Annotated in this window: 8 protein-coding genes and 2 pseudogenes; all 10 read left to right on the top strand. The window is 43.8% G+C overall.

Annotated features, from left to right (window positions below; all coding sequences use genetic code 11):
- Window positions 1-3: 3 nt before the first annotated feature.
- Window positions 4-2,199, top strand: a complete 2,196-nt coding sequence (locus tag L1N85_RS22150; RefSeq protein WP_235241243.1) for a Mu transposase C-terminal domain-containing protein — start codon at window positions 4-6, stop codon at window positions 2,197-2,199.
- Complete coding sequence (locus L1N85_RS22145) at window positions 2,196-3,866, top strand: ATP-binding protein (protein ID WP_235241242.1); 1,671 nt, start codon at window positions 2,196-2,198, stop codon at window positions 3,864-3,866. Before L1N85_RS22150 ends, L1N85_RS22145 begins: the two co-directional genes overlap by 4 nt.
- A gap of 10 nt (window positions 3,867-3,876) precedes the next feature.
- Window positions 3,877-4,344, top strand: a pseudogene (locus tag L1N85_RS28040) (TniQ family protein); the annotation flags it as partial.
- A gap of 75 nt (window positions 4,345-4,419) precedes the next feature.
- Window positions 4,420-5,649 carry a TnsD family Tn7-like transposition protein gene (locus L1N85_RS22140; protein ID WP_235241241.1) on the top strand — a complete coding sequence of 410 codons (1,230 nt, stop codon included), beginning with the start codon at window positions 4,420-4,422 and terminating at the stop codon, window positions 5,647-5,649.
- Entirely contained in the window at window positions 5,637-7,250 is a 1,614-nt protein-coding gene (locus L1N85_RS22135) for a Tn7-like element transposition protein TnsE (RefSeq protein ID WP_235241240.1), read from the top strand. Before L1N85_RS22140 ends, L1N85_RS22135 begins: the two co-directional genes overlap by 13 nt.
- A 580-nt stretch (window positions 7,251-7,830) precedes the next feature.
- Window positions 7,831-8,961 carry a sigma-70 family RNA polymerase sigma factor gene (locus L1N85_RS22130; protein ID WP_235241239.1) on the top strand — a complete coding sequence of 377 codons (1,131 nt, stop codon included), beginning with the start codon at window positions 7,831-7,833 and terminating at the stop codon, window positions 8,959-8,961.
- 4 nt (window positions 8,962-8,965) lie between these two features.
- A complete protein-coding gene (locus tag L1N85_RS22125) occupies window positions 8,966-12,220 on the top strand; it encodes a DEAD/DEAH box helicase (protein WP_235241238.1) in 3,255 nt (1,084 codons plus the stop codon).
- Between the two features lie 123 nt (window positions 12,221-12,343).
- Entirely contained in the window at window positions 12,344-13,855 is a 1,512-nt protein-coding gene (locus L1N85_RS22120; protein ID WP_235241237.1) for a restriction endonuclease subunit S, read from the top strand.
- A 13-nt stretch (window positions 13,856-13,868) separates the two neighbouring features.
- Window positions 13,869-15,392, top strand: a complete 1,524-nt coding sequence (locus L1N85_RS22115; protein ID WP_235241236.1) for a class I SAM-dependent DNA methyltransferase — start codon at window positions 13,869-13,871, stop codon at window positions 15,390-15,392.
- Window positions 15,382-15,779: pseudogene (locus L1N85_RS22110) on the top strand (hypothetical protein); the annotation flags it as partial. The gene L1N85_RS22115 and the pseudogene L1N85_RS22110, both read left to right, overlap by 11 nt.

The following is a 15,779-nucleotide window of genomic DNA, read 5'->3' as shown; positions in this document are numbered from 1 at the left end:
ATAATGCAGGCTATTTATGAAAATATGGTCGTGGAATGGATATCGTCTGATTCAGAAGATCGGCATTTAGAACGTATATTGTGGATTTCCCCTTCTGACGACGTGGTTTTCAGTATTGTAATGGAAGATGACAAGGCATTCCCAATTATGAAAACTTATTACGAGTACGTTGCAGGCTTCGAATCGAATCTTCTCAAGACAGTCGAATGGATAAATGGAAATATACCTTTACTGGATAAGGACATTAATGAAGAGTATCTGACCATTAGAGATAAAGCGTGGGACGTAATTAAAGACATCGTTATGGATGAACCGGGCTGCTTCGATAAGAATTCCCGAGGCTCACGAGTAAGAGAATCGCAGGAGCGAACCGGATTACATAAAAGTACGATTTACCGCTACCTACGAAGGTACTGGCAAGGTGGAAAGATGAAGAATGCTCTTCTGCCACACTTCAATAATAGTGGTAGTTATGGAACTGAGAGATCACCGGGAGATGTGAAGCGCGGTCGTCCGCGAAAATTTGAAGATGAACCGGTAGGCATAAATATCGACGAGGAGACAAAACAATTGCTGCGATCGGGCATCCGACTGTTCTATAACAATAAGCAGAAAGCTCCTCTCAAACATGCGTTCCAAAAAACACTGGAAAAGTTCTTTGCTAACGGATTTCGACAAGATGGACAAGCGTTGGTGCCGATCCTTCCTCCCCCTGAAAAGCTGCCGAGTTTTGGGCAGTACAGGTACTGGTTTAAGAAAGAAATGAATTTAGAGGATACGCTAAAAAGTCGGCTTGGAGAAAAACGTTATGCCTTAGATTATCGGCCTATACTTGGAAGCTCCACGTTTGAAAGTTTTGGCCCAGGGTCTAGGTTTCAGATTGATGCGACCGTTGCAGATGTGTATTTGGTCAGTGAGTACCGCCGGGAGTGGATCATTGGTCGCCCGATAATTTATATCGTTATTGATGTCTTCAGTCGGTATATTGCAGGTATCTACATTGGACTTGAAGGTCCAAGCTGGATTGGTGCAATGATGGCTTTAGCTAATACGACAGCCGATAAGGTAAAGTTTTGTGCCCAATATGGGATAGATATCGAACCTGAAGAATGGGTATCTAGTCATTTACCGCAGAAACTGACGGCAGATCGTGGGGAACTTGAAGGGGAGAAACCCAGTCACTTAATTGATGTGCTTGGTGTTGATGTGGAAAATGCCCCTCCGTATCGTGCCGACTGGAAAGGCATCGTTGAACAACAGTTCAGATTGGCGAACCTACGGAGCATTCAATTCATTCCTGGAGCGATAAAAGAGCGCTATAGAGAACGTGGACAACGAGATTATCGTTTGGATGCAAAGTTAACGCTTCGAGAGTTTACAAAAATTATGATTCAAACTGTCCTTTATCATAATAATGATCATCACATGCTGTGGTATGACAGGAATGAGTTTATGGTGGCTGACGAAGTATCTCCTATTCCAAGAGACTTGTGGCACTGGGGAATCATCAATCGCAACGGAAGGCTTAAGAAACAACCGGAGCATATCGTTAAGCTAAATCTAATGTATCAAGGTGAGGCAACAGTTACTGCTGCAGGTATTCAGTTCAAGGGTATGCATTATAGTTGTGAATTGGCTATGCGTGAACAATGGTTTGTAAAGGCAAGAGCAGGCAAGACTTGGCGGGTAAAGGTCTGCTACGATCCTCGATCAACGAATGAAATCTATTTATGGTTAGACGAAGGGCACCTTTTCGAGACTTGTATTCTACTAGAACGTGAAGAGCGATACCTCAATAAGAGAATTGAGGAAGTCGAAGATTTGCTCGAGATTGAGCGGTACCAAGGACGACATCAGGAAGTTAACAACATGCTATCCAAAATTGAGCTCGATGCACAAACAAAGGCTATCGTTGATGAGGCAACTAAGAAAACGGATGCAGCCATTCAGCAAAGCGAGGAAAGTAACAGTAAGCGTGTTAAAGGCACCAGACAGCGGCGTTCTAACGAGAAAGCGTCTAATCGTGAACAAGAAGCATTCCAGTTGTCTGAAAAAGTCTCGACACCAAGCAATCCAACAAACAACGTAGTTCCTTTGAAACGCGACGACAAGGCAGAGACCAAACAAGCCTATGTTCCTCCAGCGGACAAGTTATCTAAAATAAAAGCTTATTTGCTTGAAGATGGTGATGATGAATGAGCGAATTTGATGTCCCGTTATTCCATTTCAGCCGCGGCGAGTTTGTAGAAGCCGATTACCAAGATCCGCTTCTTGAAGATTATCGAAATAACCCACTGCTCGAAGCTCTCCCACCGATTTGGGATGATAAGACGGTTGTGAACAAACTGGCGTCCAAGCCAATCTTCAATGCCTCGGAGCGTGACCTTCCCGTTCATCTCCGATTGCACTGTGTTCAACGTATATCACGCGACTTCTTTCGACCGTTATCCAGACATTTGGAGCTTCAGCAGAGCATTTCAAGGCTTATTCGTGACGGTTATGTAGGTCGTAACCCTCTGACTCCAAATTACGCTTTCAGAGCTCGCAAGGACGCCTATGAGCTCATTATGCAGGGCAATACAAGCGGTTACCCAGTGAATACTCCAACCTCTGCTGGATTTGCCTTAGTTGGCATATCTGGGATTGGTAAGTCCAGCAGTTTGTTGCGAATCCTGCAAATGTATCCGCAAGTCATTCTGCACCGCAAATATAGAGGGCAGGATATGCCTGCTCCTTTTCAAATTGTTTGGTTGAAGATGGATTGCCCTCATGATGGATCCATAAGAGGGCTATGTCTAAACTTATTGTTAGCAGTAGACAGCCTCGTTGGAACAAAATATTACAAGAAAAATGTAACCAAGAACCCGGATGAGTTACTTCCTCTGATGGCACAAGCTGCGGCAGTCCACTGCCTCGGGGTTCTTGTCATTGATGAAATTCAGAATCTTCAAGAAGCCAAGGATGACCGCGCTGCTCAAATGCTTAATTTCTTTGTTCAATTAGTTAATACCATTGGGCTGCCGGTTATTCTTGTCGGAACCTACAAAGCTCTTCCTGCATTGAACGGCGAGTTTCGTAATGCTAGACGGAATAGTGGTCAAGGAGATGCCACATGGCATCACTTCAAGAAAGATGAGGAATGGACCTGGTTGCTTCAGGGGTTGTGGAAGTACCAGTGGACGGACAAGAAAGTCGAGTTGGATCAAGAGTTCATTGATGTCATGTATGAAGAGTCACAAGGCATATCGGATATTGCCATTAAGCTATTCATGCTAACGCAATGGAGAGCTTTGGATAAAGAACTCGAATCGGTTACGCCGGGGCTAATTCGCTCCGTGGCAAAGGATCGACTCACCTTGATTAGGCCAGCTTTAGAGGCTCTACGCTCAGGTAAGAAAGCTCAGATCCAGAAATTCGCTGATATTTATGACAGTGTTTCCATCGACGATTATTTGGATCGCATTGAAGCTGAACAAAGGCAAGCAGAACGATTAGAAGTGATTCGAACAGAACTTGGCTATTACGTCACTGAACAGACGATAAACGAAGTCAGTGCATGGCTAATCGAGGCTGGTGTGACACAAGTAATAGCTTCTCAAGCTGCGGAAGAGGTAACGAAAATTCATCTTCATGAATTGGATGAAATCGATCTTCATAAAGAGGCACTTAAAGTGGCATTGCAGAAGCAAAGTGCTTTGGTGAATAACTCATCGCAGCAGCGTAGTAAGACGAAACCAAAGGTAATACCGTCGAATCCAAGCGACTTGCGGCTCATTGTATCACAAGGCCGAAAGAAGAAAATGTCTGCTTACGATTCGTTGAAGGCTGCGGATTATATTAAAAATCCAATGGAGTTTCTCGGATAGGTGATGAAAGTTGAGTGAATGGTGTGCACTTCCAATCCCATACCCTGACGAACTCTTGTACAGTGTGATCGCCAGGTATCACATTAGATCAAATAATACGAGTCCCAAATGGACACTTAGGGAAGTTTTCGGTACTGACAATGTCATTCCTACGATCGATCTTCCAAGCCATCTGGATGCATTGTCAAGAAGAAACGTAGTTCAGATCATGGCTGATGAATGGATTATGAAGCACACCTTTTATTCTTACTATGCCCCTTTCTTACCGGACTCCCGAGCTACGCGCGTTAAGGCACTTATGAGAAGCATGGATGGATCGGGCGTTCATGCTTTAGTAGGCATAACAGCAAGCACGATTGATCGGACGGATCGATTGTGGTTTTGCCCTTCCTGTTACGAACAAGACATTCAACGTTATGGTGAGCCCTACTGGCATCGAGTTCATCAATTACCAGGTGTATATCTCTGTCCTCATCACCGGAGAGTTCTACATAAGCTAACGAGTCCAGTGTCGGATAGACATAGTTTAAATGTTTTGCCGATATCTAGACATATGTTTCGTTCGATTGCTGTCATTGAAGATTTACCTGATAAACTAATTGATCGTCTGTCAGATATTGCTGAAGACATTCATTTACTCGTTCAGCAGGACAATCTGCCGGCATTATATGACTTAAGACAGGCTATCCTGCCACGATTAGCAGAGAAGGGATATGTTACTGTATCATCTCGTATCCGCCAACAGAAGCTTTGCGAGCAGCTTGTGCTTTTCTATAGTCGAGAGTTGTTAGATCTAATAGATAGTGACCCAACAGAAAGCAGATATTCGTGGTTAGAGCAATCAACGAGAACAGCGCGGCGAGCTATTCATCCTTTACGTCAGTTGCTTCTTATCCGCTTTTTATATGGATCATTTCGTGAATTTCTTGATCGCACTAACGGTGCAAACGCTCCATTTGGCAATGCCCCTTGGCCCTGTCTAAATAAGGCGGCTGACCATTATAAGAAATTAGTTGTTACGCATTGTGATATCACCCGTTGCTCAGATACAGGGCGACCTGTTGGTACCTTTGCATGTTCATGCGGATTCTCCTATTCTCGTTGTGGTCCTGATAAATCTGAAGCTGACAAGTACTACCGAGGAAGAATCAAGACTTTCGGCCCGATATGGTCAGATAAGCTAAAGCAGTGCATGCAAGATGGGATGTCCTATCGCTCTGCTGCTGAGAGGCTAGGGGTGGATACGAATACTGTCATCAAGTATGCCAACGGAAAATTGCCTGAAAGAAATGGTCCACTTAAACCAAAGAAATCTAATAAAGCTAGAACTACTTCTCCTTCGATTAGCTCAAGTGATGTTCCATTCATGCGCGTTAACTGGGAAAAACGTGATCTGGAGCTAAGCTGGGGAGTTGAACAGACATGTAAAGCCATCTTGGCTGATATCAACTCCAAGCCTGTTCGAATTACGATTGCTTTGATTGGCAAGCGAATTGGGAAGCTAAGTTGGTTGGAAAAGAATCAACATAAGCTTCCCGTAACGATGAGTATTTTAACGGTCTATATAGAATCCGTATCACAATTTCAGATGCGCAGAGTACGCTGGGCTGCGGAACGTTTGTCAGGAGAGTGGCCGATTAAACGATGGAAGCTGGAGAAGCTTGCAGGACTAAGACCGGACTATTCTCAGGAAGTATCAGGTGAAATTGATCGATGCATCGGTCAAAGCCGATTATTGCAACCATTCACATCATCAGAGGAGAAATCTTCATGGCAACACTGACGTTGAAATCCTGGCCTTTTCCAGAGAATCACGAGGCGGAATTAGTCTGGTTCGGATCGCCGTTTATGGATTATAAGGGGAACTGGAGAATTCGTGTAGCATTTAGAACTTCAGCCGAAGGGATAAAGGTAGTATCCTACCCCTGGGGAACGATTCCTTATTTGCGTATTGGTCAAATCTATTCAAACGGGACTTATGACCAGATTACACCCATGAGCGGATCGGCATTCCAATTTACCATAGATGCCTTCAACCACGGCACTGTGACCAACGGTTTTAAGCTGCCTAAACGTTTGATTGATTTTGGTAAAATTCCAGAGCTCGGGTTACAGAATATCATTCAGTACCAAACGAATGGTCTCACATATTGTATACCGGTAATTGAATTAATCAGAGCCATGCTCATTAACTCGAGGTACTTAGCCTACTATTTGCTCCAACCCCATGGCTTGGACTTGTTAATCGATAATAGCTATTCATTGGGGAAAACATTACATTTAGACTTGAGCAATCGAGTTCCAGCCAAATTGGCTACAGACAGTAATGTTCGCCATCTATCATGGATCTACTCAGACCCGATGATACGTTCCTTGTGGGACTCCGTCTATCAAAATATGTTCATTCAGGCTGTTAAAAGTTCACCCTATAATCCATCCTCTTCCTTGAAAAAAGGTGTTCCTTTAAACATTGATCTTCCGTCTTTGGGCTCTATTGAAATGCATACTCGCGGGGTGCAATTTATCGATTACGTGTTGGTCAAAGAGATTATTGCCATAGGCGGATTTCAGCACCCATCAAATGAGATTCTCTTTTGGCATCCCTCAAAGAAACGTCGCGAATGGAGTTCGGGTGACAAGACGATTCGTATGATTCCTGGCTCTAAAAACACTGATTATGTGCTAAACGATCAAAGCGACAACGCCAAAGAGGATTCAAATCAAGATATACTGGAAACCTCCCCTACAATAATGCGTTTCGCCAATTATCCTGTAGTGGAGACTCGTCGATCAAGTGTAAGACATTCGAATACAGGAAATGAAGTCTTCGTTTCGACTGGACGCGGGGGAAAACACGCAGCTGCTTCTGAAGAAGTCAGTACTCATGATTCCATGGTTGGCGGAGATACCCCTCCTATCGACTTTCAGACACTTGAAACGATTCCGGCCTCTGAAGCAATTGGCTTAGAGCTATTTTTTCAGATGATTGAAATGTTAAAGAAGAAGTTAACTGTAAACGTGAGAATGTCAGTAGTAAGAGTGCCGCCCGGCAGGCGTTTCTCTGTATGCATGAATGGCTCTCGTCGGACATGTGCCATTATACAAGTAACTAATGGAGCCTCAACATCCTATATTGTCGAAGTTGCAAGACCGGTTGACTGGTCTATCTCGACACTTATTCTCCGTCCGATGAATCAATTATCCTTTAGGATAATTGAGCGAAACATTAAGCAGCTTCTTGATGGATTGGTTCTAAAGAGTGGTCATTGGGATCAGTCAGTTCTTAACCAATGCGATACCATGAATATTGAAAAACTAAAGCATTATCAGAGTGATACGATTCGCGAATGGGCCTCTAGACTTGCAAGTAAGTTAATGACGTAAAGAATCGAATTGGTTCTATCTCAGCAATGAATTACCGAGAGTGCTTCTAGGCTGACGTCATTATAGTGCTCTATATTCTCACGTTTACGCTGATGCCGGGACTTTAGCATGTTAGAGTCTCATGTGAATTTATATTTTAAGTAAACTACCCATCACTCCGCAGAAATAAGAATATAACTGAGCCGACGAATTTCGGGTATCAATTTCCTGATATTCGCTCGGCTTTTTCTTATTTTGGTATGCCTTTAAGATAGGAGAACGGGTGTACGACGACTATATAGGTAATGTAACAATCCGTCGCGACTTGATGACGATGCGCATATGAGAAAAAGACCTCAGGAACTCGACTTTAGATTCTTTTTCTGGAGCTGCTCACTAAACAATTGGAAAGTCTTGGGCATGCCGAGTAAGTTATAGCTGTATAAGTGGCATTAAAGTCTGTATCAAATACGAAAAACCTCTTTTTCTGGGGAGTCATTCCATTAAAATTTTAACCGATTTATAATTTGATATTGAAATATCAAATGTCATTATGGTAATATTCGTATAGGGTGTTTTTGGTAATTAAGGAGGACTTCAAATGGGCAAGAGTATTCGCGAGGTACAGCAAGTGTTTGAACTTACTTTTCCTGATAAGCAGACAATTCCTTTTGCCGAGGCGAAGGCTCTTCTGCAATCCTTATCAAATGAGCAACTCGAGAATGATGACGTCGAGATGTTTCTTGAGATTATGGGTTTCCAGAATATCCTGTATACTAACCAGTCCAAGCAAGCAAACGAAGAACCGAGCATTGATGACATTTTAAATATGGAATGGAAGCCAGTCTCAGATCCGAAAATAATGGAACACTCTTCCAGTCAGAGTATTTATTCGAGAAATGCTATCCTACTGAAAGGGTACCATGAGACTCATAACGACCTAGAGTTCGAACAGCTGGTTGTCGATAACATGAAGCTTGTTCACAAGTTAGCTTCGAGGTATTTAAGATATTCCAATCATCAACATTCCTATGATGACCTAGTATCAGAAGGTACGATAGGGCTAATGGACGCAATTAGAAAATTTGATGTGAAAAAGGATGTTCAATTCTCGACTTACGCTGTTTGGTGGATACGGCAACGTATAATACGGGCTATCGTCGATACGGGGACAATGATTCGAGTGCCGGTACATATGTTTGAACTCATTCAGAAGATCCGGCGGGAAGAACAAGCTTATGAAGTGGAGAATAACATCCCTGACCAACAGGCGATTATTATGAAACTTGGCATTTCTGCAGACCAATACGAACGAGCCAAGATCGTTGAGCATCAGGTGCTAGGGATGACGTCCACCGAACAGAATATTTCGGAGGATGGTCAAGAGTCGGAACTAAGTCAATTTATAAGTCTGGAGACGCATCGGTTATTGGGCGAGTACAGTAAAATTTATTTTGATCCTGCACTTTTGGCAGAGCAGCACGACTTAAGGAAGCTGCTTCATGAATTGATAAGCACTCATCTCAAACCACGGGAACAAGGGGTTATCCTGGAACGGTTCGGTTTTGGTGATTGCAAACCGAAAACTCTCGAGAAAGTAGGGGAAAAGTTCGGAGTAACGCGAGAGAGAATCAGACAGATAGAAGCCAAGGCATTGAAGAAATTAGCGAATAAAATGAGAAAAAGGGCAAACCGCGAGGACTACTACTGGCCAGAACCAATGGGAGGTTGACAGGATGAACAATTATAAAAGAATCGAACAAGATCTCTTGCGAATGATGCAGGATTCGAACCAAAAGGCGCTTTTTGTATTCAAAGGGTTTCCAGCTTCATTTTTCGAAACGATGCCTTTGCGCAAGCTGATTCCGTATTCGGTTACAATGGCAATTCATGAGCTCGATCAAGCCAAAGCATCGATTCTGCCAGAGATGTTCCAATCGCTCCACCAAATCGATCAGGCTGCTTGGTGCACCTATGAGGAATATCAAGTCATTGGAACAGAAGTACTGTCCCTTTACTTCAACATTATGATCTATGAAAACAATGTATATCACCGCACCTATCCTTGTTTATATAGTATACATGCCGCGGAGAGGTTGTTTATCACTTATTTCGAGGATGAGAATTCCACCGAAGAGCCTGAGCAGGATCCGGACTTTGAAATCTTTCAGAAATATTATGGAACGTTAAAGAAAATCGATAATAACTGGTTTATTGTATATGCTGATTCCGAGCCGGCGAGTGATTACTATCCAATTCCCGACCTCGAGCTTCCAGAACACAAGTTGGCAAATGACGACACAGCAGAACTTGAGCTTGTAGAAGAAGAAGATGTACTGGTTGGACTAATAGCCCGACTGTTATCGAATACAGCAATGGAGCAACAAGAAGTTCGGATCTCTTACACGGGGGATCTAAGTGTATCAATTCATCGTTATCGCGAGCGAATTCAGCTTCTGCAAAGCCTACTTCCTCATATTTCGTTCGTATTGGCTACTAAGACGACATCACTTGTACCTCAGCTATATGAGACAGAATATTTGCGCGTACTCGAGAAGTACTGGAATTATACGAGTTTCCGTGACTTGCGAATGTACAAAGATATTCATGATCCTGAATTTAAGAAGGAAACGGTCTTTATTCCTCAAAGTCAGGTCATTGACAGCATCGTGCAGCAGGCCACATTAGCGCAGCAGGGAGAGAGCTATCGCGACATCTTCGTGACCTCCCCGACCGGTGCGGGCAAATCGGTTATGTTTCAAGTACCCGCTATTTACCTTGCTGAAAAATATGGACTAATGACCATCGTTATCTCTCCGTTAATCGGTTTGATGACGGATCAGGTACAAGGTCTGATGGATCGCAATGTGCACATGTCCGCAACAATTAATTCGGAAATTACGCCGGTTGAGAAGATGGGCATCATTGAACGGATTCGGACAAAAGAAATTTCCATTCTCTATATTTCGCCAGAGACGCTACTTAGTCGCTCCGATATTGCGCAATTAATCGGAGACCGAGAGGTAGGTCTGTTCGTGATCGACGAGGCACATATAGTCACAACATGGGGGAAAGCATTTCGCTCGGATTACTGGTATTTGGGTAGTTACCTCCAGCGCCTACGCAAGAAGGAAATGCAGTTCCCCATTGCTACCTTTACTGCAACTGCAATTTATGGTGGAGTAGAGGATATGTACGCGGAAACAAGAGATAGCCTGAATCTCATTAATCCCATTAGCTATTTTGGATATGTGAAGCGGGATGATCTGGAGGTTCGCATTAAGAAAACCAGTCAATCTAAGGAGAGGTTTAAGGAATATCTGGAGGATAAATTTAAGGTACTTGTATTCAGGTTAGAACAGTACCTGGCCAAAGGTGAAAAAACGCTTGTCTATTTCCCTACAGTCGGATTAATTAATCAGTTTCATGAATTTACGAAGATCTATGCGAGCGAGCGATTGCGTCAGCATCTAACGTCATATTATGGTCCTCTCTCCAAAGATCTCAAAAACGGAAACTATAAACGGTTCAAGGAAGGTGAATCGTTAGTCATGCTTGCAACCAAAGCGTTCGGAATGGGTATCGATCTGCCTGATATTATGAATGTGTATCACTTCGCTCCGACAGGTAATGTGTGTGACTATGTTCAGGAGATCGGACGTGCTGCAAGGGCATTGGAGCGGGGTTACGCATATTTTGATTTCTTGCCCAAGGACTTCGTTCATGTTAATCGACTGCATGGAATTTCCACAATTCGTAAACAGCAACTAGTTCAAGTGATGGCAAAGATTGTTCAACTCATTAATGAAAATAGGCACAGCAGCAATGTGCGTCATCTTCTTGTCAATGCGGAGGAATTCCGATATATCTTCCAGCAAGGCGCTGAGGCAAGTGATGAAGTTGATAACAAGCTGAAGACAGCTTTATTAATTATCGAGAAGGATTTTAAAGCCAAAATGGGGTACTCGCCTATCATCGCCCGTCCGAGAAGCGTATTTGCTAAAGAGTACTTTATGATACAGAAAGATCAAGAGCAGCAAATTCTGGAGCGATACGGTAGATACTTTAAAAAGGTTGCAGAAGGACATAAGACGGCGTATGGCAATATCTACACCTGTGATATGAAGAACATGTGGGAATCACGGTTTCAGAGCCTATCCTTCCCTCAATTCAAATATAAATTTCATTCGAAAGATGAGGATCTGGGACTGCCTTTTTTAGTTCATCTTCTGCCCGTATTACAGCTGGAACTTGCGCTTAAATCATTACACCGTGATCAGTTCACGAATGAGCTGAATCATCAATTAGAGCAAATCGCGGATATATTCGGTACATACGCCAAGGAACGAAGCTACTTCTCCATATCAGAATTTGCGGCGGAGCTGAAGAAGAGAATAAAGGGCGATAAATATTTTTGTGAGAATCTGTCCTCAATTCTGATTCATAGTGCGGATCATTATGATCGGATTATGCAGAAACATTCCAACTTCTATCAGAGATTTATTAAGTATAGCGAATCGAAGGAGAAATACTCACTCCAGAACAGTGGGTATGCGGGATTTCTAGATTGGATCAAAATCGAGTGGAGACAAATCCTCAACCAAGGGCAGCAAATCAATACCGAACCAAATCACGTTACACTGTTCTTGCCGAAGGTAAACCCCGAGAAAGTAGAGAAAACATTTATTCTTCTTGGTATACTAGAAGCTCTGGGCAATTTGATCTATCGCGTGAACGGGGGAGATAATCCCGAAATATTCCTTCGTATCAACTCCCGTATGCAAATCGAACGCAGCATACAAAACCCAGCGAGATATACAAACTATATTTTGGAGAATGTAAAAGAAAGGCATTATCTATCGGTGGCGATGTTAACCCACTTGTTCGAGAATGAAGTGGATAACGATCGATTCTGGGAATACATTGAAAATTATTTTTTAGGACATATTCCGGATGAGGTTTTGGCCAAAATCGGAAATTTCAGGTCCTAAACTTTTCTTTGATGGAATATGCCATGCAAGAAAGAAGGTGATTGAGTGATTGAATCGTTTTGGAATTTATGCTTGCTTCATGAGATTTATTCAAGGGATCAGCTTTTGCGGGAGGCGATTCGAGTGAATCGCACCCGCCAGTCGATTGAGCGGCATAAAACTATCGAATGGGAACAGGAGGCGGGCGCAGAAGAGCTATTCCAATGGATGAAAGAGCAAGTCGGTGAACGGGAGCTGGGACATTTTCCTGGGGATCGGGATCTATTCTGCCGACTGTACCATGCAGGCAAAGAACTGGACCTGCTGGAGTATGCATTACGCACGCTGCAGCAGGATCGAATAACCGGGACGCTTATGGCGCATCCCGGAATCATGGAACGCTTTATTGATATGTGCGACCAAAGCCAGTTTAGCTCCATTCTCATAACAGAGACGGAGAAGTTTCTACAAGGTCTATACGAGACGAAATGCTACATGCGTGATCTTCACGTCACGTTGATGTCGGAAAACTATATGATCTGTCGTTTACTTAAAATATACTTTGAACTGAATCCTCGGATTACCGTAATTCAAGGGAGCATCTACCAGCCGTTGCAAATGGAAGAGAGATTCGACGCGATTCTGTCCATTCCAAACTTTGGTCTAAAGCTTCAAGATGAAGATGAAATCTCGATTCGAGAATCGGAGGGAGCAGCCGTCAGTTTTCTGTTACCTTTACTGCAGGAGAGAGGCAGGCTAAGCGTGACTTTCCCGCCACGCATGATGTTCCAAGGAGGAGCAATCGCAGGCTGGAGACATGAGATGAACATGGAAGCACCAGTGCAATCGATTTATACGCTTCCGGATGGTTTGTTCAGGCCTTATACCTCGGTAAGGACGTATCAGGTGGAATTCGGTAAGGAAAGTCTACCAGAGGTGCGGATAGGTAGATTGATCATAAGGAAGCAAACTCTGGAGATTGATCGGGAAGTGACGATTCATCCAGATCAGTTCCAGCTATGGGACAATTGGAGGATCGATCTGCTGCTCGACGAAGAGCAGGAAAAGCTGCGCTCTTTCCAGCAGGCTTCCATGCCGAAGGAGAGGCTTCGCAACATGGCGGATATATTCCGCGGGAAGGCGATCTCGAAGCAAGAATTGAAGAAAGGCAAGATTAGAGTGTTGAATATTTCTAATTTGGAGGATGGCGAGGTTAAGTTAGAAGGGCTGGAGACTATCGACGAAGAAAAGCGTAAGGTGAAGCGTTATGAATTGCTTCCCGGTGATCTGGTCATGACATGCAGAGGAACCGTGATTAAACTCGCCATCTTCCCAGGCAGTGAAGAAATGGTGATTGCCTCCGCCAACATTATCGTAATTCGGTTCAAGTCGAGTTTATTTGCTCAATTTGTAAAGGTTTTTTTAGAGAGTCCGACAGGGATGGCGTTTATTCAAAGCTTCCAGCGGGGAACAACGGTCATGAACTTGAATCCTTCAGATGTTGGAGAAATCGAAATTCCTACACTGCCAGAAGAGAAGCAGCATCAGTTGGTTACCCATTATTTGGACGAGAAGAAGCGATACAAAGCTGTTATTCTGGAAGCCCACGCAAGATGGGAACAAGCGAAACAAGAAGTATATCAAAGAATATTTTAAGAGGAGCTTGCTAATGGCAACAGCGAACTTAGGTTTTGAAGAAAAATTATGGAGCATGGCCGACAAGCTGCGCGGCAGCATGGATGCTGCGGAATATAAGCACGTCGTGTTAGGCCTGCTATTCCTTAAATATGTATCGGATGCATTTGAAGAGAAATACGAAGCGCTGAAGAATGAGCCCTATGCGGATCCCGAAGACCGGGATGAATATGTCGCCGCGAACATCTTCTGGGTGCCGAAGGATGCTCGTTGGAGCCACATTAAGAACAATGCCAAGAAACCGGAGATTGGCCAAATCATTGATCAAGCGATGATCGACATCGAGAAGGAGAACGTATCGCTGAAAGGAGTTTTGCCGAAGGATTATGCCAGACCAGCTTTGGATAAAACGCGCCTTGGCGAAGTCATTGACTTGTTCTCGTTCAAGGTTGGCGATGAAGATAGCCGCTCCAAGGATGTACTTGGCCGAGTGTACGAATACTTCCTAAGCAAATTCGCTAGTGCTGAGGGTAAGAACGGCGGCGAATTCTACACGCCGAACAGCGTTGTCCGCTTACTCGTTGAGATGATCGAGCCATTTAAGGGCCGGGTCTATGACCCGTGCTGCGGCTCTGGCGGCATGTTCGTTCAGAGTGAGAAGTTCGTCGAAGAACATCAAGGCAAGCTCGGAGATATCGCAGTATATGGCCAAGAATCGAACCCCACTACGTGGAAGCTTTGCAAAATGAACTTGGCGATCCGCGGAATTGATAGCAACTTGGGCGAACATCATGCAGATACGTTCCATAACGATTTGCATAAGAACCTAAAGGCCGATTATATACTGGCCAATCCTCCATTTAACATTAGCGATTGGGGCGGCGATCGGTTAATGGAAGATGCCCGTTGGTCTTATGGTATACCGCCAGCAGGCAATGCCAACTATGCTTGGATTCAGCACATGGTGAACAAGCTGGCTCCAAGTGGTGTAGCCGGCTTCGTTTTGGCGAATGGTTCGATGTCTACGAGTACAACGGCTGAATTGGACATTCGGAGCAAGTTGGTCAATGCGGATTTGGTGGATTGCATTGTAACGCTTCCGGGGCAGTTATTCTATTCGACGCAAATTCCTGTCTGCCTCTGGTTCATGGCGAAGAACAAGGCTCCAAGAGGGCTCCGAGACCGCCGTGAAGAAATATTATTCATCGATGCCCGCAAAAGGGGCCAAATGGTCGATCGTACGCATCGTGAGCTGACTTCGGAAGATATCAAGAAGATTGCCGATACGTACCATGCTTGGCGAGGGCAAGCTGAAGTTGGAGCATATGAGGATGTTAAGGGCTTCTGCAAAGCTGCGAAACTTGCGGAAGTACAAGAGCATGAATATATATTGACGCCTGGACGATATGTTGGCATTGAAGATGTCGAAGAGGACAGCGAACCTTTCGAGGATAAGATGGCACGACTAACATCAGAACTGGCGGAGCAATTTGCTAAATCACACCACCTAGAAGAAGAGATTCGCAAGCGGCTTGGAGGGATTGGGTTTGAGTTTTAATTCCGAGTGGCAGACATTTAAATTAGAAGAAGTTCTCGAAACATTAATTGATTATAGAGGGAAAACTCCTAAGAAAACTGACGCCGGTATTCCTCTAATTACTGCAAAAATAGTTAAAAATGGAACGATATTTTCTCCAAATGAATTTATTGATGAAAAAGATTATGATTCATGGATGGTTAGAGGTCTACCAAAGGTAGGCGATGTAGTGTTAACTACAGAAGCGCCTCTAGGGGAAGTAGCACAATTAACTAATAGTAATGTCGCCTTGGCTCAGAGAATTGTTACCTTACTGTCATCAGCCACTTTAATTGTCGGTGAATTCGGAACCGCCAATGACGGTGGCTTTTTTCATTCGCCACCGACAAGCATTTGGCGATTAGATTT

The organism is Paenibacillus alkaliterrae, from assembly GCF_021532375.1.
Classification (GTDB): Bacteria; Bacillota; Bacilli; order Paenibacillales; family Paenibacillaceae; genus Pristimantibacillus; species Pristimantibacillus alkaliterrae.
This window is presented reverse-complemented; position numbering and strand designations above follow the sequence as displayed.